This is a genomic window from Streptomyces sp. NPDC025721 (genome assembly GCF_055558595.1).
Genome location: NZ_JBVHMF010000006.1, coordinates 178,404 through 204,096, shown reverse-complemented (window position 1 = coordinate 204,096; position 25,693 = coordinate 178,404). Strand labels below are relative to the sequence as shown.

Annotated in this window: 24 protein-coding genes and 2 pseudogenes; 3 read left to right on the top strand and 23 right to left on the bottom strand. The window is 71.5% G+C overall.

Annotated features, from left to right (window positions below; translation table 11 throughout):
- Positions 1–14: 14 nt before the first annotated feature.
- The 17 genes and pseudogenes from ACZ4EF_RS11955 to proS all read right to left on the bottom strand — a co-directional run bounded on the left by ACZ4EF_RS11955 (position 15) and on the right by proS (position 14,343).
- A complete protein-coding gene (locus ACZ4EF_RS11955; protein WP_467504090.1) occupies positions 15–1,340 on the bottom strand; it encodes a hypothetical protein in 1,326 nt (441 codons plus the stop codon).
- Positions 1,341–1,637: 297 nt separating this feature from the next.
- A pseudogene (locus tag ACZ4EF_RS11950) lies at positions 1,638–2,318 on the bottom strand (DNA-processing protein DprA); the annotation flags it as partial.
- Positions 2,318–3,949: a YifB family Mg chelatase-like AAA ATPase gene (locus ACZ4EF_RS11945; RefSeq protein ID WP_467504088.1), complete on the bottom strand. Its 1,632-nt coding sequence runs from the start codon at positions 3,947–3,949 to the stop codon at positions 2,318–2,320. The pseudogene ACZ4EF_RS11950 and the gene ACZ4EF_RS11945, both read right to left, overlap by 1 nt.
- Positions 3,949–4,435 (bottom strand): annotated as a pseudogene (locus ACZ4EF_RS11940) (YraN family protein). Before ACZ4EF_RS11940 ends, ACZ4EF_RS11945 begins: the two are co-directional and overlap by 1 nt.
- An 85-nt stretch (positions 4,436–4,520) precedes the next feature.
- Positions 4,521–4,847 (bottom strand): DUF2469 domain-containing protein, encoded by a 327-nt coding sequence (locus tag ACZ4EF_RS11935; protein ID WP_188281213.1) that lies wholly within the window; start codon positions 4,845–4,847, stop codon positions 4,521–4,523.
- 40 nt (positions 4,848–4,887) lie between these two features.
- On the bottom strand, positions 4,888–5,367 hold the full coding sequence (locus ACZ4EF_RS11930) for an NUDIX hydrolase (RefSeq protein WP_355346595.1): 480 nt from the start codon (positions 5,365–5,367) through the stop codon (positions 4,888–4,890).
- Positions 5,368–5,372: 5 nt separating this feature from the next.
- Entirely contained in the window at positions 5,373–6,137 is a 765-nt protein-coding gene (gene lepB, locus ACZ4EF_RS11925) for a signal peptidase I (protein ID WP_355346404.1), read from the bottom strand.
- Between the two features lie 97 nt (positions 6,138–6,234).
- Complete coding sequence (gene lepB / locus ACZ4EF_RS11920) at positions 6,235–6,981, bottom strand: signal peptidase I (protein ID WP_467504176.1); 747 nt, start codon at positions 6,979–6,981, stop codon at positions 6,235–6,237.
- Between the two features lie 124 nt (positions 6,982–7,105).
- Positions 7,106–8,392, bottom strand: coding sequence for a signal peptidase I (gene lepB, locus ACZ4EF_RS11915; RefSeq protein ID WP_355346398.1), 1,287 nt, complete (start codon positions 8,390–8,392; stop codon positions 7,106–7,108).
- A complete protein-coding gene (gene lepB / locus ACZ4EF_RS11910) occupies positions 8,385–9,146 on the bottom strand; it encodes a signal peptidase I (RefSeq protein WP_467504086.1) in 762 nt (253 codons plus the stop codon). Before lepB (ACZ4EF_RS11910) ends, lepB (ACZ4EF_RS11915) begins: the two co-directional genes overlap by 8 nt.
- Positions 9,147–9,178: 32 nt before the next feature.
- Positions 9,179–9,529 carry a 50S ribosomal protein L19 gene (gene rplS, locus ACZ4EF_RS11905; protein WP_093716565.1) on the bottom strand — a complete coding sequence of 117 codons (351 nt, stop codon included), beginning with the start codon at positions 9,527–9,529 and terminating at the stop codon, positions 9,179–9,181.
- Between the two features lie 140 nt (positions 9,530–9,669).
- Positions 9,670–10,491 (bottom strand): tRNA (guanosine(37)-N1)-methyltransferase TrmD, encoded by an 822-nt coding sequence (gene trmD, locus ACZ4EF_RS11900; RefSeq protein ID WP_355346392.1) that lies wholly within the window; start codon positions 10,489–10,491, stop codon positions 9,670–9,672.
- Position 10,492: 1 nt separating this feature from the next.
- Entirely contained in the window at positions 10,493–11,119 is a 627-nt protein-coding gene (rimM, locus tag ACZ4EF_RS11895; RefSeq protein ID WP_467348447.1) for a ribosome maturation factor RimM, read from the bottom strand.
- 178 nt (positions 11,120–11,297) lie between these two features.
- Positions 11,298–11,537 carry an RNA-binding protein gene (locus tag ACZ4EF_RS11890; protein ID WP_355346386.1) on the bottom strand — a complete coding sequence of 80 codons (240 nt, stop codon included), beginning with the start codon at positions 11,535–11,537 and terminating at the stop codon, positions 11,298–11,300.
- Between the two features lie 2 nt (positions 11,538–11,539).
- Positions 11,540–11,992, bottom strand: coding sequence for a 30S ribosomal protein S16 (gene rpsP, locus ACZ4EF_RS11885; RefSeq protein ID WP_467504084.1), 453 nt, complete (start codon positions 11,990–11,992; stop codon positions 11,540–11,542).
- 149 nt (positions 11,993–12,141) lie between these two features.
- The gene (locus tag ACZ4EF_RS11880; protein ID WP_188281222.1) at positions 12,142–12,732 is read right to left on the bottom strand and encodes a hypothetical protein; all 591 of its coding nucleotides are present in this window, start codon (positions 12,730–12,732) and stop codon (positions 12,142–12,144) included.
- 198 nt (positions 12,733–12,930) lie between these two features.
- A complete protein-coding gene (gene proS, locus ACZ4EF_RS11875) occupies positions 12,931–14,343 on the bottom strand; it encodes a proline--tRNA ligase (RefSeq protein WP_391161453.1) in 1,413 nt (470 codons plus the stop codon).
- A 212-nt stretch (positions 14,344–14,555) separates the two neighbouring features.
- Between proS and ACZ4EF_RS11870 the strand changes: the two genes are divergently transcribed.
- A complete protein-coding gene (locus ACZ4EF_RS11870; RefSeq protein WP_391161454.1) occupies positions 14,556–15,431 on the top strand; it encodes an SAM-dependent methyltransferase in 876 nt (291 codons plus the stop codon).
- Between the two features lie 226 nt (positions 15,432–15,657).
- Positions 15,658–16,164: a ribonuclease FAU-1 family protein gene (locus ACZ4EF_RS11865; protein ID WP_467504081.1), complete on the top strand. Its 507-nt coding sequence runs from the start codon at positions 15,658–15,660 to the stop codon at positions 16,162–16,164.
- Between the two features lie 64 nt (positions 16,165–16,228).
- Here the strand turns inward: ACZ4EF_RS11865 and ACZ4EF_RS11860 are convergent, their stop codons facing one another.
- The 6 genes from ACZ4EF_RS11860 to nsdA all read right to left on the bottom strand — a co-directional run bounded on the left by ACZ4EF_RS11860 (position 16,229) and on the right by nsdA (position 24,582).
- On the bottom strand, positions 16,229–16,753 hold the full coding sequence (locus tag ACZ4EF_RS11860; RefSeq protein WP_355346371.1) for a GNAT family N-acetyltransferase: 525 nt from the start codon (positions 16,751–16,753) through the stop codon (positions 16,229–16,231).
- A gap of 72 nt (positions 16,754–16,825) precedes the next feature.
- Positions 16,826–18,385: a signal recognition particle protein gene (gene ffh, locus ACZ4EF_RS11855; protein WP_391050350.1), complete on the bottom strand. Its 1,560-nt coding sequence runs from the start codon at positions 18,383–18,385 to the stop codon at positions 16,826–16,828.
- A gap of 160 nt (positions 18,386–18,545) precedes the next feature.
- On the bottom strand, positions 18,546–20,981 hold the full coding sequence (locus ACZ4EF_RS11850; RefSeq protein ID WP_391161456.1) for a [protein-PII] uridylyltransferase: 2,436 nt from the start codon (positions 20,979–20,981) through the stop codon (positions 18,546–18,548).
- A gap of 70 nt (positions 20,982–21,051) precedes the next feature.
- Positions 21,052–21,390, bottom strand: a complete 339-nt coding sequence (locus ACZ4EF_RS11845) for a P-II family nitrogen regulator (RefSeq protein ID WP_355346362.1) — start codon at positions 21,388–21,390, stop codon at positions 21,052–21,054.
- Positions 21,387–22,724, bottom strand: a complete 1,338-nt coding sequence (locus ACZ4EF_RS11840; RefSeq protein ID WP_391050352.1) for an ammonium transporter — start codon at positions 22,722–22,724, stop codon at positions 21,387–21,389. Before ACZ4EF_RS11840 ends, ACZ4EF_RS11845 begins: the two co-directional genes overlap by 4 nt.
- Before the next feature lie 373 nt (positions 22,725–23,097).
- On the bottom strand, positions 23,098–24,582 hold the full coding sequence (gene nsdA, locus ACZ4EF_RS11835; RefSeq protein WP_467504077.1) for a transcriptional repressor NsdA: 1,485 nt from the start codon (positions 24,580–24,582) through the stop codon (positions 23,098–23,100).
- A 311-nt stretch (positions 24,583–24,893) separates the two neighbouring features.
- On the opposite strand from nsdA, the gene ACZ4EF_RS11830 reads away from it, so the two are divergent.
- The gene (locus tag ACZ4EF_RS11830; RefSeq protein ID WP_391050354.1) at positions 24,894–25,592 is read left to right on the top strand and encodes a bifunctional DNA primase/polymerase; all 699 of its coding nucleotides are present in this window, start codon (positions 24,894–24,896) and stop codon (positions 25,590–25,592) included.
- Positions 25,593–25,693: the final 101 nt, after the last annotated feature.

Sequence of the window (25,693 nt, the reverse complement as noted above, 5' to 3'; positions counted from 1 at the left end):
CTCGCGCCCTGGGCTCACCGGGCCGCCACCGGATCGCCCAGCACCCGCCGGTCGGCACCGTAGACCGCCGCCATCAGATCCGGGATGCCGCTGTTGTCGGCATGCATCAGCAGCAACTCCAGCTCCAGGGCCTCGAACGGCTCCAAGTACGTCTCCTTGGTGGTGCGCTGATCCGCATGCCCGAGCATCAGCCGCACCAGGTCCCAGGTGCTGCCGAACTCGTAACGCAGGTCACGCAGCTCCTCCCCGTCCAGGTGCGCGAACTTCTTGTCGAACAGCAGCCGCCCTACCGAGAACCACCGCAGGGCGACGCTGTGGCGGAGCATGTGGGCGGCGCCGGCGAAGCCCTCCAGCCCCAGGTCGTCCCGCAGCCGCTTGTTGGCCTGGGTGAAGATGTGCTGCCACCCGTGCGGGTCCCGCGGCAGCCCATCCTCGTTCAGCCACAGCGCCACCGGTTCCAGCCCCTGCGGCGTCTCACGCAGCAGCATCCGGCGGGCCGCCGGCGTCAGTGAGTCGAGCGGCACCTCCTCCACCCCGCCGTCCTGCCCGACCAGCCTCGCCCGCCGCCCGGCCAACACCCGCACCAGCAGCCGGGACCCCGTCATGCGCTCATAACGCCCGGCGGCCTGGGCCCGACGCACCGCCGTGGCCCGCTCGCCCTCGCAGTAGTTCAGCACCGGCACCAGGCCCTTGCGCGACATCCAGAACTTGCGCGCCACCTTGCCCTTGGCCGTCTGCTCGGCCAAGTGGCAGGTGTAGAAGCCGCGGCTCGGGTCGTCCGGCGGGAGCTCGACCAGCAGCAGAGAACCGCCCTCCTCCAGCCGTAACCCCGAGTTGTAGAGGCAGTCCGCGAAGGCGGCGTTGCGCTGCCCGTTGCGCCCTCGCCAGCCCGGGTCCTCGTCGCCTTCCAGCGTCAGCCCGAGCAGCCCGCAGTCCCGATACCGCTCGTAGCCCGCAGGGTCGAACCACTTCACATCCCGGTCCCGTGTGGCCTTCGGGTCGGTCACCACTTTCTCCGAGCGGGTGCCGTCCCGGCGCTTGCCCCGCCCCGGGCGGGTCCGGATCGGATTGGGGATCTGGAACTCGTTCGCCGCCCAAAGGTAGAAGAGCCGGACGTTAATGAGGTTGTCGCTGTAGGTGCCCGACTCCACCGGGCGCGTGTTGCGACCGTCCAGCATCCGCCAGGTCTTGAACGCCTCCACCGCGGTTGGCTCGACGTCGTCCCATGGCCGCCCGTACGCCCACAAGAAACTCAGCCACACCACAAGGCTGTACGCGTACTTCCGCCAGGTCAGCCGACCCAGATCACGGACGTCGTCACTGTCGAACCATCGATCCACCCGAAGATCCGGAGCTCCCAGGGGATCCAGCAGGAAGGGCTGACCGGCCCTCCGCGGCGCCGCTGCAGCCCGCAACAGGACGTCCCGATGTTGCAACACGACCGGATCGTCGTACGCGGGGAGAAGATCCACCCGTTCTCCGTGAAAGTAGACCTTCCATCTCACGTCACGGATCTTGCAGAGCCCCACGTCACACCGGGACCTCAACAACCATCAATCACCCGAATGGGTGACGCTTCCTGTGCTCGGCTCCAGCAACACGGATCTGCAACAACACGGATCTCGCTAGAGAAGTGATGCGGCTCCCGAGACCACCACCCAGCCCGCCCGCGCCAGTCCCCCGCCGAGCCGCGCCGCCATGTGGGCGCCGTAGTCGGTGCAGGCCCGTGCGCCGACCACGGCCACCGAGCGCAGTGCCCACAGCCGTAGCGACGGCTGCCCGCGTACCCACAGGCCGTACGGGCGCTGCGGCCCGAGGTCGTCCAACTGCCCCGGCCAGTCGGCGTCCTCGGGGCACACGAACCGTCCTCCGGCCCGGCGTGCGGCCTCCAGATCCCGCTCGGGGTCGGCCCGAACCGACCGCGTCCGGTATCCGTCGGTCCGGCGCGGACCGGCTCCGGGCAGCGCCTCCCCCTCCCGTAGCGCGCGCAGCACCTCTTCGGCTCCCCTCTCCCGCAGCGCCCGCCCCACCACCTCGTCCCCGGGATCGGCGATCCGCGTGATCGCCACCCGCGCCAACCGCTCCGCCTCCGGCACGGCAGCCGCCAAGGCAGGTACCGCCAAAGCGGGCACCGTCGGCGGGGGCACCGCCAGCGTCGGTGGCCCGGCCCCACCGGTTACGAGGCCGACCTGAGAGCCATCGGCGGCCTGCGAACCCCGGACCCTCCCTGCGCCAACCTCGGCGGCTGAACCAGTGGCCGTCTCCTCCCCCGGCGGCCCGGCCCCATCGGGGCCCGGCGACCCCCTCCGCCGCCGCATCACACACCTCCCGCTACGGGCACGCCGCGGCTGACACCGGTCCTGAGGTGGAGCGCCTGGAAGACGTCGTCGACATCGGGGCGGTCGTGGCCCGCGAGGTCGGCGAGGGACCAGGCAACGCGCAGGACGCGGTCGAGGCCACGGGCGGTGAGCAGGCCGCGTTCCATGTCGCGCTCGGCGGGGTGCAGGGCGCCGGGGGCGACGTGCCAGCGGGTGCGCATCTCGTGGCCGGGGATCTCGCTGTTCAGCTTCCAGGGGGTGTCCCGGTAGCGGGTCGCGGCACGCTCGCGGGCGGCGACGACCCGGGCGGCGACGGTGGCGGTGGATTCGCCGGGGCCCTGGCCGAGGAGGTCGGATCTGCTGACGGATTCCACTTCGACGCGCAGGTCGACGCGGTCCAGCAGCGGCCCAGAAAGCCTGCCCTGGTAGCGGCGGACGGCGGTGGGCGAGCAGTCGCAGCCCTCGCCCAGCATCGAGTAGCGCCCGCAGGGGCAGGGGTTGGCGGCGAGCACCAGCATGAAGCGGGCAGGGAGCCGCATCACGCCCGCCGCGCGGGCGACCACGACATGGCCCGATTCGAGCGGTTGCCGCAGCGCCTCCAGCGCCCGCACGCTGAATTCCGGAGCCTCGTCAAGGAACAGCACCCCGCGATGGGCGAGCGAGACCGCGCCCGGTCGGGGCAGTCCGCTGCCGCCGCCGACCAGCGAGGGCATGGTGGCCGAGTGGTGCGGCGCGCAGTACGGCGGGGCGTCGACCATGGGCCGTCCTGGCGGGAGGATGCCCGCCACCGAGTGGACGGCGGTGACCTCCAGGAACTCCTGGCGGGTGAGCGGCGGCAGGATGCCGGGCAGTCGCTCGGCGAGCATCGTCTTGCCCGCGCCCGGCGGGCCCTTCAGATACAGATGGTGTCCGCCGGCGGCGGCGACCTCCAGCGCGGTGCGGGCGGTCCGCTGTCCGGCGACGTCGGCCAGGTCGGGGCCGTGGCCGGTGAGCGAGGCGTCGCCGAGGCCGCCGGCCAGTCCGGTCCCGACGCCGCCGCCCGGCACGGTCAGCCCGGCCAGTATCGGGTCGGGGCGGCCGTCCGCCCGCGCCGGGTCCTGGTCCTCCTCGGGGGCCAGCTCGTCGTTGAGGAGGGCGACGAGCTGCCGCAGGGTGCGGATGCCGAGGACGGAGACGCCGGGGACCAGGGATGCTTCGGCCGTGGTGCGCTCCGGCACCACGACGTGCCGGTATCCGGCGTCGGCCGCCGCCAGGACGGCGGGCAGCACCCCCCGGACCGGGCGGACCCGTCCGTCGAGTCCCAGCTCACCGATCATCATGAGATCGGCGATGGACCCGGGGGCGATGCGGTCGTTGGCGGCGAGGATCGCACACGCCACGGCGAGATCGAACCCCGAACCGCCCTTGGGCACCGAGGCCGGGCTGAGGCCGACGGTGAGCTTCTTCTGCGGCCAGACCTCGCCGCTGTTCACGATCGCGGCGCGCACCCGGTCGCGGCTCTCGGTGAGGCTCTTGTCGGGCAGGCCGACCAGGGCGAAGGCCGCCACGCCGGGTTCGAGGTCGGCCTGGACCTCGACCACGACGCCTTCGACGCCGATCAGCGCGACCGAGCACGTACGGGCGAAGCCCATCACGCCACCCCCCGCACATGCTCGACGCGGGCCGCGCCGCGGGCGGGCAGCAGGATGCCGACCAGGTCGATTCTCACGCCGCCCGGTGGCGCGCCGCCGTGTTCCGCCGCCCAGCGGTCAGCGAGCGACCGCAGCCGGTGGATCTGCCGCGGCCCGAGCGCCGCCATGGGGTGCTGGAAGCCGCCGTCACGGCGGGTCTTCACCTCGCACACCACGAGGGCGTCCCCCTCGGACGCCAGAATGTCGATCTCCCCGTCGCGCCCGCACCGCCAATTCCGGTCGAGCACGGTCAGTCCCGCGTCCTCCAGCCTGCGGGCCGCCAGCCCCTCGCCGTACCGCCCCAGCGCACCTCGTGCGTTCATGCGTACCACCTCCGTCACTCACTGTGACAGAGTTCGACCGCCGAAGATGATCTTGGTCCCAGCCTGTGGATAACTCCCCGCGACCCGCGCCGCGACCCCGCACCGTGGCCCGCGCCGCGCCCATACACCGGGGCCCGCACCACCACCCGGCCCGCGCCCCACCAAGAGCGCACCGGCACCCCCGAAGCCCCCTCAAAAGGGCCTCAGCTTCAACTATTGAAGCCCGACTCGTCCGACGGCAGATCCAGATCCGCCTTGTTCAGCTCCTCAATGTTCACGTCCTTGAACGTGAGGACACGGACCTGCTTGACGAAGCGGGCGGGCCTGTACATGTCCCAGACCCAGGCGTCGGCCATCGAGACCTCGAAGAAGACCTCACCCTGGACCGAGTGCACCTGCATCTCGTAGTCGTTGGTGAGGTAGAAGCGTCGCTCGGTCTCGATCACGTACTTGAACAGGCCAACGACATCGCGGTACTCCCGGTAGAGCTTCAGCTCCATCTCGGTCTCGTACTTTTCGAGGTCCTCGGCGCTCATGGCATGTTCCCCTTCAGCCGTACGTGCCCCCCATTGTGCGTCAGTCGCGCTCCGTCCCCAGGGGGATCGGGGATTGCGGGGGGCCTTCGCCGAGCAGCGTACGCAGCAGCTCAGCGAGTCTGATGGGGTACACCGTCTCACGAGTGCGCAAAAGTTCCTCGCAGGTCCACCAGCGCAACGACGAGACACTTCTGCGTTCCAGGTCCGTCTGGCCGCTGGTGTCGACGTCGACCGTGTCGGTACGGCCCAGGTGATACCACTCGTCCTGCTCCCAGCGCCGCCCGTCGAAGCTGAAGGAGCTGGTCCGCTCCCACAGCACCGGGCCGAGCCGTACATCGGTGATGCCGGTCTCCTCGGCGAGCTCGCGCAGCGCCGTCTCCTCCAGGCTCTCACCGCCCTCGACCCCGCCGCCCGGCGTGAACCACGAGCCCACCGCCGGATCGGCCGGATCGACGCCGTTCAGCAGCAGGATCCGGTCCGCCGGGTCGAGCAGCACCACACGGGCGACGCGCCGACGCACCACGGTCACCTGCGCCGCCTCAGCAGCCCGGCCACCGGTCCGTACGCCGCGCCGCCGAGAATCAGCACGGCGCCCACGACCACCATGACGACGATCCAGCGCAGCGGCCCCTCGGCGGACGTACCGCCGCCCGGCACGGCCTTGAAGGCGGTCGTGGGCGACAGCGTCCCCATCCGCCCCATGGGCCACACCGTGCCGTCCACGCGGCCCTTGACGGCGCTCACGGGGACCGCGCCGTGCTGGGCGTCGCTGAGGCGGATACGGGAGTCCTGGGAGACCGCGCGGTTGTCACCGAGCAGGAAGAGCGAGCCGCGCGGCACCGTGGTGCTGAACTTCGTCACGGAGGCGGGAACGCCGGGAAGGCCGGAGCCACCGGGCGCGGCGGAGGCGTCGGAGCCGTCGAGATAGCCCTCTTCGTCGACCGCCGTGCCGTTCACCGTGAGGCGGCTCTGGGTGTCGCAGCACTTGACGACGTCGCCGCCGACGCCGACGACCCGCTTGACCTCGGGCAGGTCGCCCCAGAGCTTGTCCTGGAAGACCACCACGTCGCCGCGGCGCACATCGGAGCCGGATACCTTCTGGGCCAGCACGCGGTCGCCCGGCTGCACGGTCGGCTGCATGGAATTGGTGGGCACTGTGTACGGCCGGTACTCGACCGCTCCCCAGGCGAAGCCGCCGAGGAACAGGGCACAGCCAAGAGCGATGGCCAGCCCGGACACCGTACGTCCGAACCGGCCCTCACCCTTGCGTATCGCACTGCTGCTGCTCATGGACCGGAACCCTACCCGGCGGTACGCCCCGGACCGTAGGCCCGGACGCCCGTCGGTGCTCGACCGGGCGCCCGCCGCCGCGGGCCGGGTACGTCCGTCAGTCCTCTTCCGTCTCCGCAGTGACCGGCGGCTGTGCGCGCAGCAGCTTGCGGCGGCGCATCAGCACCAGCGGCGCGGCACCGAGGAGGCCCACCGCGGCCGGGCCCGCGGTGCCCGCCGCGTTGATGCCCGGCTGGCTGAAGGTGCTGGGGATGGAGAGCCAGTCCCAGCGGTTGACCGGCCAGGCCACCGTCACGGCGCGGCCGACGACCTCGTTGTCGGACACGGTGCCGCCGCCGGGCAGCGTCATGTGGTACCGGGAGTCGAGGGAGTCCTGGCGGTGGTCGCCCATGACCCAGATCCGGCCCTTGGGCACGGTGACCTTGAACGGCCGGTCGGGGGTGCAGGGGGTGTTGCCCGCGAAGACGTACGGCTCGTCCAGCGCCTTGCCGTTGACCTTCACCGGTCCCGTGCCGTTGCACTCGACCGTGTCACCGCCGACGCCGATGACCCGCTTGATCAGGTCCTTCTCCTCGGCGGACGGCATCAGACCGATGAAGCTGAGGCCCTTTTGCACGCCCCTGGTCACCGCGTTGCCGCTGGCGGGCGGATTCTCGCCGAGCCAGCCGCCCGGGTCGTGGAAGACGACGACCTCGCCGCGGCTCGGCTTGGAGCCGAACCAGGGGGTGAGCTTGTCGACCAGGACGCGGTCGCCGCGCTCCAGCGTGTGCTGCATGGAGTCGGACGGGATGGAGAACGCCTGCACCAGGAAGGTCTTGATCAGCAGCGCCAGGACCAGCGCGATGCCGATCAGGAGCGGCAGTTCCTTCCAGAACGACCGGTTCTTGCTCGCGGAGCCGCCCGAGGAGTGGGACGGCGGCTCGTCACCCGAGCCGGGGTCCCCGGGGCCGCCGGGGCCCTGGGGGCGGTCAGCGGGACCGCCCGCCGCGGGGTCCCGCGGGTCCGTGCCGTCCGCCGGCCCCGCGGGGGCCTCCGGAGCCTGGCCGGGAACCTGACCCGCATCGGCGTGGCTGCCGGGGTACGACCCGCCGCCCGGGTACTGCCCGCCGCCGTACTCCGTACTGTCCGCGGGCTCGGGGACTCGGCCATCGGCCTCCGACTTGTCGACAGACGGCACCGTGACATCCCCTTTTTCGGGCTCGCCGGATCCAGACCGTGCGCCGACCACCAGGTCCCCCACATCCACTCCTCACTCCAGTCCGCCGCCTGCCCCGTTTCCGGCGCAGGCCCGCCACTCCCATAACGAGCGGGAGTTCCGCAGGAGTCGGTGTCTGGCTCGTTCCTTGGCCGTTGTTGGCCTGGGCCACCCTAGCCGTCCCGGCTGTGGCCGCGGTCGCCGCCACCTGCGCGTCGGGGACGGACGCGAACGTGCCGGGTTCCTTCAGTCGCTCCCAGTGACCGAACGGCCAGGCGATGACGAAGGCCCTTCCCACCACCAGATTCAGCGGAATCGTGCCGCCTCCGGGCTTGTCCGTGTGGTACCGCGAGTCGGCCGAATCCGACCGGTGGTCGCCCATCACCCAGAGCCTGCCCTGGGGTACGTGCACGGTGAATTTCATCATTGAGGGTGGATTACCGGCGTAAAGATACGGCTCACTGAGGGGCACGCCGTTGACGGTGATGCGCCCGTCGGCGTCGCAGCACTTCACGGTGTCGCCGCCGACGCCGATGACCCGCTTGATCAGGTCCTGCTCGTCGGCGGACGGCAGCAGGCCGATGTAGGTGAAGAACTGCTTCACCTGCTTGATCACCACGGGGTCGGGCTTCTTCTGCTCCTCGGGCGGCAGCCAGCCGCCGGGGTCCTTGAAGACCACGACGTCACCGCGGTGCGGTTCGGCGCCGAACCACGGGGTGAGCTTGTCGACCAGCACCCGGTCGCCGATCTTGATGGTCTGCTCCATCGACCCGGACGGGATGACGAACGCCTGGAGCAGGAACGTCTTGAGCACCAGCGCGATCAGCAGGGCCACCATGACCAGCAGCGGCACCTCCCTGGCGAGCGAGCGGCGGCGCTTGCGCTTGACCTTGCGGGCCAGTTTGCGGCGCTCGATACGAGTGCTGCCGCCGCCGGGCGGTCCGCCGTACGCGCCGTCGCCCGTGCCGCTTCCCGGGGCGCCGCCCGCGCCGGAGCCCGCCGCGCCCGTCACCGGGGCGGCGCGGTGGTGGCCGTAGCGGGGCCGCCCGCGGTTACCCATGGTGACCCGCGGCGGGTGCGGGGACGGCGGCGAAGGTCGCGGGGCGGTGGAGCCGGGTCCAGTGGCCGAACGGCCAGCCGATCCACTCGGCCCGGCCGATCACCTTGCCGAGCGGTACGGTGCCGCCGCCCGGTTCCCCGAGGTGGTCCCGTGAGTCGCGGGAGTCGTCGCGGTGGTCGCCCATCACCCACAGCCTTCCGTCCGGCACCACGATGTCGAAAGGTACCCGCGAGGGCGCGTCGCCGGGGAAGAGGTAGCCCTCGTCCAGCGGGCGTCCGTTGACCAGCAGCCTGCCCTGCTTGTCGCAGCAGGTGACGCGGTCGCCGCCGATGCCGATGACGCGCTTCACGTAGTCCGTCCCACCCTGCTGAGTGAACGATCCGTCGCCGTCGAAGACGATCACGTCCCCGCGCCGCGGATGGCCGCCGAAACGGTACGCCAGCTTGTTGACCAGCACCCGGTCGCCGACCCGCAGCGTGTTCTCCATGGAGCCGCTGGGCACTTGGAAGGGCTGCACGACATACGTGCTCACCAGCAGCAGCGCGACGACGCAGCCGACCGCGAGCAGCACCGTACGCCGCCACTCCGCCCACCAGCGCGGCACGGCCTCGCGCACGAGGACCCGCATCGGGGACCGGGATCCGGGACCCGCCGCATCGCGTCCTGACACGACGAAACGCGACCGCTCCTCCGTATCCGCCTCGTCGGCGGGAGAGGAACGGTCGCGTTCCGGAAGTGTCGCTTCGCTGTCCATCGAGGCCAGAGCTTATCCGGCCTTCCCATGGATCAGTTGTCGCGCTTCTCCTTGATCTTCGCGGCCTTGCCGCGCAGCTCACGGAGGTAGTACAGCTTCGCGCGACGGACGTCACCGCGGGTGACGACCTCGATCTTCTCGACGATCGGGGTGTGCACGGGGAACGTGCGCTCGACACCGACGGAGAAGCTGACCTTGCGGACCGTGAAGGTCTCGCTGATGCCCGCGCCCTGGCGGCGGATGACAACACCCTTGAACTGCTGCACACGGGAGCGGTTGCCCTCGATGACGCGCACGTGGACGTTGACGGTGTCGCCGGGGCGGAAGGCCGGGACGTCGGTGCGCAGCGAGGCGCTGTTGACGCTGTCGATCAGGTTGGGCATGAGATTCTGCTTCCTCGCCGATGCCACAGGTCATCGACGGAATGTCGCGATGCGGATTTGCCAAAAAATGGGGTGCCGCCGCGTCGGACGGACGTCGTTCCCCCTGTGGCAGGGGCGCGCGCCGGACGGACAGCAGCGGCTCATTCTTCCACGGCCTCCGGGCTGGGCCCAAATCGGCCGTCGGGGCCGGGGCCCCAGCCGAGGATGGAGAGCATCTCGCGGTCCTTCTTGTCGAAGGCCGCGGGGTCGCAACGCTCCACCAGGTCGGGCCGGTTGGCGACGGTACGGCGCAGCGCCTCGTCCCGCCGCCAGCGCGCGACCTTGCCGTGGTGGCCGCTGAGCAGCACGTCGGGGATGCCGCGCCCGCGCCACTGCGGCGGCTTGGTGTAGACCGGGCCCTCCAGCAGATTGGCCATCGGTCCCGGCGCGAAGGAGTCGTCGCGGTGCGACTCGGCGTTGCCGAGGACGCCGGGCAGCAGCCGGGCCACCGCCTCGGTGATCACCAGGACCGCCGCCTCGCCGCCGGCCAGCACGTAGTCGCCGATGGAGACCTCGTGGACCGGCAGCCGGGTCGCGTACTCGTCGGTGACGCGGGTGTCGATGCCCTCGTAGCGGGCGGGTGTGAAGATCAGCCAGGGGCTGGCGGAGAGTTCGACGGCGAGCGCCTGGCTGAAGGGCCGGCCGCTGGGGGTGGGGACGACGAGCGCGGGGCGGCGGGCGCCCGCCTCGTAGCCGTCGGCGAGGGTCTGGTCGAGCGCCTCGCCCCAGGGGCCGGTCTTCATGACCATGCCGGGTCCGCCGCCGTACGGGGTGTCGTCCACCGTGTTGTGCCGGTCGTACGCCCACCCGCGCAGGTCGTGCACCCGCACGTCGAGCCGCCCGCTCGCCCGCGCCTTGCCGACCAGCGAGACGTTCAGCGGCTCCAGGTACTCGGGGAAGATCGTGACGACGTCGATCCGCATGTCACACGCCGTCCGCGTCGTCGCCGGACGTGGCATCGGCATCAGTGGCGCCGTCATCCGTGGCGTCGCCGGACGTGGCGCCGCCCGCGCCCTCGCCGGACGTCGCCACTTCCGCGTCGGCCTCGTCCAGCAGCCCCGGCGGCGGGTCGATCACCGCGCGCTGCTCCTCCAGGTCGATCTCCGGCACGATCTCGCCGACGAACGGGATGAGCACCTCGGTGCCGTCAGGCCGCCGGACGATCAGCAGGTCCTGGTACGGGAGATGGCTGATCTCGGCGATCCGGCCGACCTCGCGCCCGTCGACCGTCACCACGTCGAGGTCGATGAGCTGATGGTCGTAGAACTCCTCGGGGTCCTCCGGCGTCTGCTCCGGGTCGACCTCGGCGATCAGCAGCGTATTGCGCAGCGCTTCGGCGGCGGTGCGGTCGGCGACGCCCTCGAAGCGCAGCATCAGCCGGCCGCTGTGCACGCGTCCGGTGGCGATGGTCAGCGGGCCCGTGGCGGCCGGGTCGGTGGCGAGGACGGCTCCGGGCGCGAGCCGCAACTCCGGCTCGTCGGTCCGCACCTCGACGCTGACCTCGCCCTTGATGCCGTGGGCGCGGCCGATCCTGCCGACTACCAACTGCATGTACGGCTCACTCTCCGACTCCGGAACAGGGATGAAAAGGGTACGAACGCGGGGGGGGGGGGGGGGGGGGGGGGGGGGGGGGGGGGGGGGGGCCGGGGGGGGGTGTGGGGGGGGTGGGGGGGTGGGGGCCGCCCCCCCCCCCCCCCGCCCCGCGCCGGTGTTCTCTGTGTCGGCCCGCTCAGCGAACCTGGTCCACGTCGACGAGGTCGACACGGACACCACGGCCGCCGAGGGCGCCCACGACGGTACGCAGCGCGCGGGCGGTACGGCCGTTGCGGCCGATCACCTTGCCGAGGTCGTCGGGGTGCACCCGGACCTCGAGCACGCTGCCGCGACGCAGGGTGCGCATACCCACGTGCACATCGTCAGGATTGTCGACGATGCCCTTCACGAGGTGCTCAAGGGCCTCCTCGAGCATGCTCAGGCCTCGGTCGACTCGGCCGCGGCCGGAGCCTCGGCGGTGTCATCGGCCTTCTTCTCGGACTTCTCGGACTTCTTCGCCTTCGGGGTGATCGCCTCACCCTTGGGCTCGTCCGCGCTGTCCTTGGCGGCGGCCTCGAAGAGGGCGCGCTTGTCGGCCTTCGGCTCGGAGACGAGCAGCGGTGCCGGGGCATCGAGGCCCTTGTACTTCTGCCAGTCGCCGGTGAGCTTCAGGATGGCGAGCACGGGCTCGGTCGGCTGGGCGCCGACGGAGAGCCAGTACTGCGCGCGGTCCGAGTCGACCTCGATGCGCGAGGGGTTCTGCACCGGGTGGTACAGGCCGATCTCCTCGATGGCCCGGCCGTCACGGCGGGTACGGGAGTCGGCGACGACGATGCGGTAGTGAGGCGAACGGATCTTGCCCAGACGCTTCAGCTTGATCTTGACTGCCACGGGAGTGGGTTCTCCTGGAATTGACGTGTTTGGGCACGGCGGACTTCCACGTGGGGTTGTGGGAGTCGTCGCGCCCGGTGGACGCGTCAGCCGAAGGAGAGAGGGTTCCTGCACGGCTGTCGAGTTCTCGACTGGACATTCTGCCACACTCAGCCGACCCCGACGACCTCCGGGATCCGGAACGGCTGCCCGCAGGCCCCGCACATGATGGGCGCCTGGGCCAGCACCGACGGGACGACCCGGACATTGCGCCCGCAGTCGCACACGGCCTTGACCCGTACCCCGCCGCCCGACGAGCCGTGCCTGGCGGCCGGCCCGCGGAAGGAGCGTGCGGTGTCGGCGGTGGTAGCCACGGTGTGCGCCTTGAGGGCGCGCTGTAGCCGGTCGATGGTGACCCGGTAACGCTTCCGGGTGTCCGGGCGCATCACCACGAGGGAGAAGCCGCTGCTCGGGTGCGGCTCCTCCGCGTGATCGAGGCCCATTTCGTCGGCGATGGCCAGGAATCGGCGGTTGTGGTAGCGGCCGGCACGCGAGGTGTCACGGATTCCGCGGGCAGCGGCGATCCCGTGCACGGCCTCGTGCAGCAGCCTTTCGAAGGAGAGCTCGTTGCCGCAGGCGGACGACGACTCTCCGATCAGGGACTCGGGCGCGGCCAGGTCGGGCAGCTCGGGATGGTGCCGTTGAATATCGGCCCAGGCGACTGCCAGCTCGGCGGCGAGAACAGGTGGTGTCGTGCTCACGCCGTGACAACGAGCCGGGCGCTCCCGGTGTTCCGATACCGGGCTACCGTAAATAATTTGCACTGATCGGTCAGTTCCGGATGATGCGCATGACGAAGGGCGGGTGTGCAGGTCTGTGGAGAACCCGCGCACCCGCCCCATCGACGGACGATTCACATATAACGCACGCCGCTTTTCGGTCAGCGGACGCGAGCGGCCTCAGTAGGCGCGCGCGACGATCGCCAGCGTGCCCGGAGTGTCGTCGGCGTCCGGCACCGAACCGTCGGGCGCGACCAGGCAGCGTACGGAAACGCCCTGCTCAGCCAGCTTGGCCTCGCCCTCGGGACCGAGGTCGGCCCAGGGGATGCGGGCCCAGCCGGTGGCGGCGGCCTCGGCGGCCTCCTCGATCGTCGTGACGTCCACGGTGCGGGACGTCCGGCGCTCGCGGGACTCGCGCAGCAGCGTCGCCTGGTCCTCTTCGAGCACCTTGGGCAGCAGGTCGGCCAGGGTGTCGATCGCGACCGGCTCCTTGCCGCCGGGAATCCGGCGGGCCAGCATCGCGGTGCCCGCCTCCAGGTCGCGCGGCCCGATCTCGACGCGGACGGGCACGCCCTTCAGCTCCCAGTCGACCGCGCGGCGGCCGAAGGGGGTGTCGGTGCGGTCGTCCACGTGCACGCGCAGCCCGGCCGCGCGCAGCGTCTCGCCGATCTCCCGCACCTTGGCGACGACCGCCTCGTCGCCCTTGATCGCCAGCACCACGACCTGGGTCTGCGCGAGCCTCGGCGGCACCCGCAGCCCGTTGTCGTCGCCGTGCGTCATCACCAGGGCGCCGATCATCCGCGTCGTGCTGCCCCAGGACGTCTGCCAGACGTGCTCCTGCGTGCCGTCCTTCGACAGGTACTGCGTGTCGAACGCCTTGGCGAAGTTCTGCCCCAGTTCGTGGCTGGTGCCGAGCTGGAGCGCCTTGCCGTCACCCATCATCCCTTCCAGGGTGAGGGTGTTGATCGCGCCCGCGAACCGCTCCTTGGCGGTCTTGCGGCCGAGGACGACGTCCATCGCCAGCACGTTCTCCATGAAGTCCGCGTAGACGTCCTTCTGGATCCGGGCGGCGTAGGCGCGCGCGTCCTCGTACGTGGCGTGGGCGGTGTGGCCCTCCTGCCAGAGGAATTCGGTGGTGCGCAGGAACAGCCGCGGGCGCAGCTCCCAACGGACCACGTTCGCCCACTGGTTGATCAGCAGCGGCAGGTCGCGGTAGCTCTGCACCCACTTGGAGAAGTACTCGTTGATGATCGTCTCGGACGTGGGCCGGACGACGATCGGCTCTTCCAGCTCCTTGCCGCCGGCGTGCGTGACGACCGCGAGCTCGGGCGCGAAGCCCTCGACGTGCTCGGCCTCGCGCGTCAGGTACGACTGCGGGATGAAGAGCGGGAAGTACGCGTTCTGCGCGCCCGCTTCCTTGATCCGCGCGTCCATGTCCTGCTGCATCCGCTCCCACAGGCCGTAGCCGTAAGGCCGGATGACCATGGTGCCGCGCACCGGGCCGTTGTCGGCCAACTCGGCCTTGCTGATCAGGTCCTGGTACCAGCGCGGGAAATCGTCCGCCTGGGGGGTGAGAACGGGAGCCTTTGCCATGACGCAGATGTTACGGCCCCGCCCGCCCCGAGCGTGAATCGGTCCGGTCGGCCCCGGGACCGGTGCGGCGCCTGGGCGGGTAGTTCCAAAAATGGGCACTCCGGACCCTGGACGGCGTCGGGATTCAGCAGTTGTCTGGCTTTCGGGGACGCAAGCGGCAGGTACGGCACCACGGGGGCAAAACGACGGCGCACATCTGATTGGGGCGGTCGATGGCTTCTACGCTCTATCGCGGAACCAGGTCCGACGCGGAGAGCAGGGCGCGGGACTGGGCGGAGATCCAGGAACGGATGCTCGTCCCGCTGTACGAGAGCGTGTACGACCGGCTGGAGGTCGGCGCGGACACCCGGTTACTGGGCCTCGGCTGCGGCGCGGGGCTCGCGCTGCTGCTGGCGGCGGACCGGGGCGCGGCCGTCACCGGCTTCGAGACGGACGAGCAGCGGCTGGCGCTGGCCCGCGAGCGGCTGCTTCCCGCGCATCCCTGGGGCGGACCGGCGCGCGCCCGGGGCAGGACGCGGCTGACGGCGGGTGTTCCGCACCGGCTCACCGGCGGCTTCGACCTGGTCACGGCCTTCGACCCGGCGGCTCCCGCGGCCGAGTTGCTGCCGTCGCTGTGCGCTGCCGCGGCCACGGCGGACCCGGACACCGCGATCGTCCTGGCGGGCTGGGGTCCGCCCGAGCGGTGCGCGACCTCGCGGGTCCTGCGGGTGGCGACCCGGCTGGCGGAGCCGCGCGGGCCCGCCGCCCGGGAGGTACGGCTCAGCGGCCGGGACGACCTGGAGAATCTGGCGCTCGCCGCGGGGCTGCGCCCTGACGGCTCGGGGCGGGTGTCCTGCCCCTTCGGCTACCCGGATCTGCCGAGCGCGGTGCGCGGTCTGCTCTCCACCGGGCTCTTCGACGCGGCGGTCGAGGCCACCGACCGGCAGCAGGTCGACAAGGAGATCGCCGAGGCGCTGCACCCGTACCGGCGGCCGGACGGCTCGGTGCGGATGGAGAACGTCTTCCGGTATCTGATCGTCCGCACGCCGGACGCGGGTGATCCCGGCGCAGACCGGCCCGGCGGGCAGGCCGCGCGGAGGCGGGCGTAGGCGGGCGTAGGTAAAATCTTGCCCCGCTCCGATAACGGGTCCGCGTCCGAACCCGCGCCGGCGTCGTATACGAAGCGGCGCACGCGGTCCGGCCGGCCCACCCGCCGAAACCTCGCGGGGCCGTAGGAATCCGGTGGTCCGCGGGCATCCGGTGGCTCGCGCAGAACCAGGCGGTCCGTGGAAATTCGGTGGCCCGCCCCGCCGCGCGTCGGACAGGGTCGGCGGCATGCCCGACACTCCCCCGCCGCTCCCGGCCGCCGCCCCGACCACGGTCCGTCTGACGAAGGCCGGCCGCGAGAAGCGCCGCTATCCCGCGACCGTGCTGCACGACGACGGCGTACGCGTGACCGTACGCGCCGACTGGGCGGCGCCCGAGGCCAGGGACTTCGGCTTCGTCCGCTTCGAGCCCGGCGACGTGTTCACCGAGACCTACTGGCGCGACCGCTGGTACGCCGTGAAGGAGGTGCGCGACGGGCGCGGCTGCCTCAAGGGCTGGTACTGCGACATCGCCAGGCCCGCGCTCGTGGCCGCCGACGGCCTCACCGTCGAGGATCTGGACCTCGACCTGTGGGTGTCCGCCGACGGCACGGCCGTACTGCGCCTGGACGAGGACGAGTTCGCGGCGAGCGGCCTGCCGGGCACCGACCCCGAGGCCGCGCGGCGGGCCGTGCGCGCGCTGGACGAACTGGAGGCGCTGGCACGGGCCGGAGGGCTGCGCGGGCTGCTGGCCTGAGCGCCGGGCCCTGCGACCGCACCCCTACGGATACGGATACGGATACGCGTACGGCGGCCGGTCGTCAGTCGGACGGCAGGCCCGGCCACTCCTCGGCGGTGAGCGCGAACCGCTCGTGGTCGCGCCACGCGTCGTTGATGAAGAGCATGCGCGGCGAGAAGCCCTCGTGGCGGAAACCGAGCCGCTTGGCCATCGCGACCGAACGGCTGTTGTCCGGCTGGACGTTGATCTCCAGGCGGTGCAGCCCGAGCCCGTTCGGATAGCTGGTGAAGCAGCGGTCCACCACCAGCCGCAGCCCCTCGCTCATCCGGCCGGTGCCGTTGTACGGCAGGTAACTGTCGTAGCCCAGCGCGGCGTTGCGGAAGCGGGCCCGCACGATGTTGGCGACATTGCACTTGCCGACCAGGCCGCCGTCCTCGTCGTTGAAGATGAGGAAGGTCCGCAGCTCGCCGCCCTGCTGCCGCAGCAGCTCGTGGAAGCCGTCCGGGTCCACCGGATTCCACGGTCTGAGGTGTTCCGCTGAGCGCAGCACCGCCGCGCGGTGGGCTTCGGCGTCTGCGGGCCTGGGCTCTCGAATGGAAACGCGCATGCGCCCATCATCGCCTCCGTTACGGCGTGCGCGCCTGCGGGATGCGCACGCCGCCGGGTCCCGTCGCCGGGCTCAGCCCATGAACTTCTTGAACTCGTCGGGCAGTTCGAAGTTCTCGCCGCCCGGGGGCAGACCGAACGGGCTGTCGCCCTCCTGCCCCTGGCCCTGCTGCTCGCGGCGGGCGGCGGCAGCCGCGGCCTCCGCCTTGCGCTTCATCGGGTTGCCCGACTGCCGCTTGCCCTTGGCCTGCTTCTGCTGCTTCTTCTGCCGCCCCGGACCGCCGCCCATGCCCGGCATCCCCGGCATTCCGGGCATGCCGCCGCCCTGGGCCATCCGCGACATCATCTTGCGCGCCTCGAAGAACCGCTCCACCAGGCCCTTGACCGCGCTGACCTCGACGCCGGAGCCCTTGGCGATACGGGCGCGGCGCGAGCCGTTGATGATGTGCGGGTCCTGCCGCTCGCCAGGCGTCATCGACTTGATGATCGCGGCGGTGCGGTCGACGTCCTTCTCGTCCAGATTGTTGATCTGGTCCTTGATCTGGCCCATGCCCGGCAGCATGCCGAGCAGCTTGGAGATGGAGCCCATCTTGCGGACCTGCTCCATCTGGGCCAGGAAGTCGTCGAGCGTGAAGTCCTTGCCGCCCTTGCTGCTCTGCAGCTTGGCGGCCATCTTCTCGGCCTCGGCCTGGCTGAAGGTCTGCTCGGCCTTCTCGATCAGCGACAGCATGTCGCCCATGCCCAGGATCCGGGAGGCCATCCGGTCCGGGTGGAACGCGTCGAAGTCGTCCAGCTTCTCGCCGTTCGACGCGAACATGATCTGCTTGCCGGTGACGTGCGCGATCGACAGCGCGGCGCCGCCTCGGGCGTCGCCGTCCAGCTTGGACAGCACCACGCCGTCGAAGCCGACGCCGTCGCGGAACGCCTCCGCGGTGTTGACCGCGTCCTGGCCGATCATCGCGTCGACGACGAAGAGGATCTCGTCGGGGCGTACGGCGTCGCGGATGTCCGCGGCCTGCCGCATCAGCTCCTCGTCGACACCGAGGCGGCCCGCGGTGTCGATCACGACGATGTCGTACTGCTGGGTCTTCGCGAACTCGATGGAGTCCCCGGCGACCTTGACGGGGTCGCCCACCCCGTTGCCCGGCTCGGGCGCGTAGACGGCGACGCCCGCGCGCTCGGCGACGACGCTGAGCTGGTTGACGGCGTTGGGGCGCTGGAGGTCGCAGGCGACCAGCAGCGGGGTGTGTCCCTGGCCCTGGAGCCACTTGCCGAGCTTTCCTGCGAGCGTCGTCTTACCCGCGCCCTGGAGGCCCGCGAGCATGATCACGGTCGGCGGCTGCTTGGCGAACCTCAGGCGGCGGGTCTCGCCGCCGAGGATGCCGACCAGTTCCTCGTTGACGATCTTGACGATCTGCTGCGCGGGATTGAGCGCCTTGGAGACCTCCGCGCCCAGGGCGCGCTCCTTGACGTTCGCGATGAAGGAGCGCACCGCGGGGAGGGCGACGTCGGCTTCGAGCAGCGCGATCCGGATCTCGCGCGCGGTGGCATCGATATCCGCCTCGGACAGACGGCCTTTGCCCCGGAGGTTTTTGAAGGTTGCTGCAAGGCGGTCGGAGAGGGTATCGAACACGTCGGTCGTGGATCCTCGCGTCGGGGGTGGGCGGTGGTCGTCCTCAAGGGTACTTGGCCGACCCCCGTGCGGTTCGCCCCGGATTCATTGTCGCCGCCGCGACCGCGATTCATCGCCGCCGCCGCGACCGCGATTCATCGCCGCCGCCGCGACCGCCCCGTCACCGCAGCGCCTTCTCGACCTGGCGGGCCACCTCGGCCGCGCGGGCGGGCGGCAGCGGCTCGCCGTCCTTGCCGACGACGTAGAAGGCGTCGACCGCGTTCGCGCCCAGGGTGGAGATGCGCGCGGAGCGGACGGTGACGGCGGTGGCGGTCAGGGCGAGGCCGATGCGGTGCAGCAGGCCGGGGGCGTCGTGGGCGCGGACTTCGAGGACGGTGGCGGTCTGCGAGGTGCCGCCGGGGGCGACGCTGACGCGGGGCGGCGGCGGGGTGATGCCGCGCCGCCGCGGATAGGCGGCCTCCCGCTCGGCGAGCCTGGCCTCGATGTCCAGGGTGCCCTCGACGGCGCGGGCGAGGTCGGCGCGGAGCCTGGCGGCCTCGGGCAGCGCGCCGTACTCGGCGGAGACCCGCCAGGTCAGCAGCGCGATCGGGCCCTCGCCGAGGGGGTCGACGGCGCGCAGGTCGGCGGCCCTGACGGTGAGCCGGTGCAGGGCGAGGACGCCCGCGGCCTGGGCGACCAGGCCGGGCCGGTCGGGGACGGCGAGGACGAGTTCCACGCCCAGCGCCTCGTCCTGGGCGTCGCCCTCGGCCTCGGGCTCGGTGTGGGCGTGCAGCGCCAGCACCGGGCCGCCGGTGCGGGCGGCCTCGATGACCAGGCGCTCCTCCTCGGCGGTGGGCTCGCGGTCGGCGACCTGCGGCAGCGCGCCGCTGTCGAGGGCCCCGGCGACCCGGTCGACCAGGTCGGCCAGGAGCGAGGCCCGCCAGGTGCTCCAGGCGGCGGGCCCGGTGGCCAGCGCGTCGGCCTCGGTGAGGGCGGCGAGCAGTTCCAGCGTGGAGGTGTCCCGTACGGTCTCGGCGACCGACCGGATGGTCTCGGGGTCGTCGAGGTCGCGGCGGGTCGCGGTGTCGATGAGCAGCAGGTGGTGGCGGACCAGCAGGGCGAGGGTGTCGACGTCGGCCTCGTGGAAGCCGATCCGGGTGGCGACGTCGCGGGCGATGACCTCGCCCGCCTCGCTGTGGTCGCCGGGCCAGCCCTTGCCGATGTCGTGCAGCAGCGCGGCGGTCAGCAGCAGGTCGGGGCGGCCGACGCGGCGGGTCAGCTCGGCGGCCTGCACGGCGGTCTCCACCAGGTGCCGGTCGACGGTGAAGCGGTGTACGGCGTTGCGCTGCGGGCGGCAGCGGACCCGCTCCCAGTCGGGCAGGAGCCGGGTGATCAGCCCTTCGGCCTCCAGCGCCTCCCAGACCTGGACGGTGGACTCACCGGCGCCCAGCAGCGTCACGAGCTGTTCGCGGGCCTCCCCCGGCCACGGCACGGGCAGCGGCTTGGCCGACGCGGCGAGCCTGCGGACGGCGTGCAGCGACAGCGGCAGCCCGGCTTGGGCCGCGGCCGCCGCGGCGCGCAGCGCCAGGACGGGATCGCGGTCGGGTCTGGCGGCCAGCGCCAGCACGGCCTCGCCCTCCTGCTCCACGACGCCGTCGGCCAGCGGTACGCGCTCGGGGGTGTGGACGGCGGCGGGGGTCGTACGGCCGCGGCCGAGCAGTCCGCGGCGGCGGGGCCGCTGCTGGCGTGAGCGCAGGACGCGGCCGACCTCGCGCCAGGTGACGTCGGAGGCGTACGCGATCCGCCGGGCGGCCTCGTAGACCTGGCGCAGCAGCGCGTCGGCGTCGAGCAGGCCGAGCGCGTCGGCGACCTGGTCCTGCTCCTGGAGGGCGAGCCGGTCGGTGGCGCGGCCGGTGGCCAGGTGCAGGGCGTCGCGGGCGTCCAGCAGGGTGGTGCGGGCCTCTTCGAGGCCCTCGCGGGGCGCGTCGGCGAGCCAGGAGGCGGCGACGGCCCGCAGCGCGGTGGCGTCGCGCAGGCCGCCGCGGGCCTCCTTGAGGTCGGGTTCCAGCAGGTACGACAGCTCGCCCTGGCGTTCGGCGCGCTCCTGGCACATCTCGTGCAGCGCGGGCAGCCGCTTGGGTGCCTGATTGCGCCAGTCGGCCAGGACGCTGCTGCGCAGGGCCGCGGTGAGCGCGGAGTCGCCCGCGATGTGCCGGGCGTCGAGCAGGCCGAGCTGGACCTTGAGGTCCTCCCCCGCGGTCTGCCGGGCCTCCGCCGGGGTGCGTACCGAGTGGTCCAGGGCCAGGCCGAGGTCCCAGACCGGGTACCAGATGCGGTCGGCGAGGGCCGCGACGGTCTTCTGCGAGTCGTGCAGCAGCACCAGGTCGAGGTCGCTGCGCGGTGACAGCTCGCCGCGCCCGTAGCCGCCGACGGCCAGCAGGGCGAAGCCCGTGGTGCCGGTGGCCGCCGCGGCCTCGGTGGCGAGCTGCGCGAGCCACTGGTCGGTGAGGGCGGCCAGGGCCGCACGGCGCGGCGGCCCGGACCGCGCCTCCTCGTTGAGGAGACGCAGCCGGGCCGCCGCGTAACTGCTGTCCTGCGCTTCGACGCTGTCGGTCACTCGTTCTCCACGCTGGGGGCCAATGGTGTGGTCCTGGTGCCCCTCCCGGCGAACACCGCCGGTCACGGCACTAAAGCGCGTCGGGGCCGCGCTCGCCGGTGCGGACCCTGACGGCCGTGTCGACCGGCAGACTCCACACCTTGCCGTCACCGATCTTGCCGGTTCTGGCCGCTTTCACGATCACTTCGATGAGCTGTTCGGCGTCCGCGTCCTCCGCCAGTACCTCTATGCGGATCTTCGGCACCAGGTCGACGGTGTACTCCGCGCCCCGGTAGACCTCGGTGTGTCCACGCTGCCGACCGTAGCCGCTGGCCTCGGTGACCGTGAGGCCGTGGACGCCGAACGCCTGGAGTGCTTCCTTGATCTCGTCGAGCCGGTGGGGCTTCACGACGGCGGTGATGAGCTTCACGCGTCCACCTTCTTGCTGGAGGCGTCCGCCTCGCTGTTCGCACCGGGCACGGGGACGGAGGACCGGCCGCCGACACCCGCGAAGTCGTACGCGGTCTCGGCGTGCAGGACCTGGTCGACGCCGGTGACCTCTTCGTCGTCGGTGACCCGGAAGCCCATGGTGACATCGATGAGCTTGGCGAGGATCGCGGCGCACACCAGGGAGTAGCCGAGGACCGCGCCGACGCCGATGAACTGGAGGCCGAGCTGGTGCCAGCCGCCCCCGTAGAAGACGCCCTTGGCGGTCTGGCCGACGCCGCCGGTGGCGAAGAAGCCGATGAGCAGGGAGCCGACGATGCCGCCGACCATGTGGACGCCGACGACGTCGAGCGAGTCGTCGTAGTTGAAGCGGTACTTCAGGCCGACGGCCGCGGCGCAGGCGACACCGGCGATCAGACCGACGGCGATGGCGCCGAGCGGGGAGACCGAGCCGCAGGCCGGGGTGATGGCGACCAGACCGGAGACCGCGCCGGACGCGGCGCCCAGGGTGGTGAAGGAGCCGTGCCTGATCCGCTCGTAGATCAGCCAGCCGAGCATCGCGGCGGCGGTGGCGACCTGGGTGTTGGTGAAGGCCACGGCGGCGACGCCGTCGGAGCCGAGCCAGGAGCCCGCGTTGAAGCCGAACCAGCCGAACCACAGCAGGCCGCAGCCGAGCATGACCAGCGGGAGGCTGTGCGGGCGCATCGGGTCCTTCTTGAACCCGTTGCGCTTGCCGATCACGAGGATGACTCCGAGGGCCGCGGCGCCGGCGTTGATGTGCACCGCGGTACCACCGGCGAAGTCGATGACACCCTTCTTGAACAGCCAGCCGTCGGAGGCCCACACCCAGTGCGCGACCGGGAAGTAGACGACCGTGGCCCACAGGGTGATGAACAGCGCCCAGGCGGTGAACTTGACGCGGTCGGCGAGGGCGCCGCTGATCAGCGCCGGGGTGATGATCGCGAACATGAGCTGGAAGACGGCGAAGACATAGACCGGGATGCCGTATCCGGGCCAGAGCTCCGAGATACCGATACCGCGCATGCCCAGCCAGTCGGTGCCGCCCATGAAGCCGCTACCGCTGTCGAAGGCGAAACTGAATCCGTACAGCGTCCAGAGAATGGTGATGATGCCCAGACTGATAAAACTCATCATCAACATGTTCAGGGCGCTCTTGACGCGCACCATGCCGCCGTAGAAGAAGGCGAGACCTGGGGTCATCACCATCACTAGGGCGGCGCTGATCAGCATGAACGCCGTACTTCCGGTATCGAGCTTGGGCGCATCCGCGGCCAGCGTGATGATGGCTGGTGCCATCGGCGTCTCCTCGTCATCCGAACGGCCCGTGCGGGCGGTGCAAGGGTTGGGCCGGTTTTCGCCAAGAGATTCGCTCAGGCGGGTTTCCGACGATGCCGCACGGTGTTTCGGCGCCGTGACGAAGAAGTCGCGCGTGTTACGTGAAGGTGAACCGGCCGTACGTGACCGGAAGGCTGTATACGCGTGTGACGTGGGATGGGATACGAAGCGGATACGGACCGGCCACGAGTCGGGGAAGCCGGTCGGATACCCGTCGGTATACGGGACGGCCGGGACAGGCGTGACAGTAATGCCGCGTTACGCGGAGGGCCGAGCCACAGCGGACGCCTCGACGTTTACGCGGGCGCGTTGACGTGTACGGACGCGGCGACGTTCACGCGGACGCGGCGACTTCCGGGAGCTCCGCCGAGAGCCGGTCGGAGAGCGCGACGACCTCGGCGACATCGCCGTAGTCGCGTACCGCGGACTGGGTGGTCTTGCGGATACGGGTGTTGACGCGCTCGGAGCGGACCCGCTTGGCGACGGTGATGGCGTGCTCGGTGAAGTGCGCGGCCTGCTCGGGGTTCTGCTGGAGCAGGTGCACGGTGGCCATGCCCACCAGATTGAGCGCGTACGCGCGTTGGTGCACCGGGTCGTCGCTGAACAGCTCGACGGCGCGCTCCATGACGGGGTGCGCGAGGGAGGCGTACGTGGGGCTGCGGCCCGCGATGTAGGCGAGGTCGCGGTAGGAGTGCGCGTTCTCCGCGTTCAGCTCGGCCTCGTTGAAGAAGCTGATCCAGGACGGGTCCTCGGCCGGGCGGGAGTCGCTCCAGGTGTCCTCGGCCATCCGGACGGCGCGGTGGCACTTGTTGACCTGGCCCATGTTGGCGTACGCGCGGGCCTCCAGCGAGTGCAGCATCGCCTGGGTGGTGACGGTGGCCGAATCCCGACTGCCGTACTGCGCGAGGTGGATGAGCTCCAGGGCGTCGTCCGGCCGGTCCAGGTGGATCATCTGACGGCTCATCGAGGACAGGATGAAGGCGCCGAGCGGCCGGTCGCCCGCTTCCTTGGCCGCGTGCAGCGCGAGGACCAGGTACTTCTGGGCGGTGGGCTGGAGTCCGACGTCGTAGCTCATCCATCCGGCGAGCGCGGCGAGGTCGGCGGTGATCCGGTACAGCCTGCGGGCCACGGCCTCGGGCTGCGGTTCCTGGAGCAGGTCGGTGACCTCGTGGAGCTGGCCGACGACGGCTTTGCGGCGCAGGCCGCCACCGCACTGATTGTCCCACTCGCGGAACATCACGGTGGTGGACTCCAGGAGCTGCAACTCCTGTTCCGACAGCCTTGAGGGGCGTCCCGCGGTGTCGCGGGGCGCGGTGAGCAGCGGTCCGTCGGCCCCCGATGGGCCCTGCGGGCCGCCCGCGGCGGAGCCGGTGGGCACCAGCCAGCGCTGCATGGGCTCGATGAGCGCGGGGCCCGCGGACAGCGCGAGCGAGGCGCCGAGGAAGCCGCGGCGGCCGAGCATCAGGTCGCTGCGGGAGAACTCGTTGATCAACTGGACGGTCTGCGGGCCCGCCCACGGCAGGTCGACGTCGCCGCCCGCGGCGGGCTGGTGCGCGGAGCGCAGTCCCAGGTCCTCGACGGGCACCACGCAGCCGAAGCGCTCGGAGAACAGCTCGGACAGGATGCGCGGGATGGGCTCGCGGGGCTGCTCGCCGTCGAGCCAGCGGCGCACGCGTGAGGTGTCGGTGCTGACGTGGTGGGCGCCCAACTGGCGTGCCCTGCGGTTCACCTGACGGGCCAGCTCGCCCTTGGACCAGCCGCTGCGCACGAACCAGGAGGTCAACTGCGCGTTGGGCTGCTTCTCTTGTGTGCCGCCCACGGTCAAGCCCCCATCCGAACTAGCTCAACCCTTTGGATACCAGGGCTGGTTGAGTCCTGTCGACACCGCACGCACCGCCGTAGGCATGCCTGCGGCACAACCGAGCAGGCGTGCGGACGGCCCTCGTCGGCCTACGAACCGAAAGTAATCCTACGATCACCCGTCCGCGACCGTTGTTGCGGAAACGCCACCATTCGCCACCCCTTCGAATGAACTCGACTATGGCGACAGGCGATTCACTTGACACATGCCGGTCGGACGAGGTCAGGCGGGTGCGTAACCATCGGGCGCGGCGATCCGTTGGAGGTGTCATGGTGTTCACGATCGGCAGCATGCGGGAGATCCGGCAGCAGCGGACCGGAGGGCGGTCCGGGGTTCGGCCCGGCGCGCGCCGGCGAACGCGCGCCGCCGTGTGCACCACTGTCGCGGAGTACACGGGGTTGTGCGGCTGGGCCGTGGTGCCCGGCGCGCGGGCCTCGCGCGGCGGCGGTTCGTGCTCGTGCGGCGCGGACGACTGCAAGGAGCCGGGCGCGCATCCGCTGCCCTTCGCCGACGAGATCCCTGCGGGCACCACGCTTGAGCGGGCCGCCCATGCCTGGTCACAGGTGCCGGGGGCCGCGGTGCTGCTGCCCGCGGGGCGGACCTTCGACGTGCTCGACGTGGCCGAGGCGTCCGGGCGCCGGGCGCTGGTACGGCTGGAGCGGATGGGACTGCGGCTCGGTCCGGTCCTGCTGACGCCGACGGGGCGCGCGCAGTTCTTCGTCGCGCCGGGCGCCGCCGCCGAGCTGCCGCACCTGCTCTACCGGATGGGCTGGGACGACGCGCGCCTCGACCTGCGCTGCCTGGGCCCCGGCGACCATGTGACGGCTCCCCCGTCCGACCTCGGCGGCCACGGCCCGGTCCGCTGGCTGCGCGAGCCGGTCCTCGACTCGGCCGCCCAGCCCCCCGAGGCCCGCCTCCTGCTCGGCACTCTGGCGTACGTCAGCCACCGCGACAGCGCCTTCGCCTGAGCCCTGCCGTCCCGCTCGGCGCTCGGGGCTCGGCGCTTGCCGCTCGCTCCTCGCCGCCTGCCGCCTGCCGTACACAACCAGGTACGAGTAAGGGACGCCCA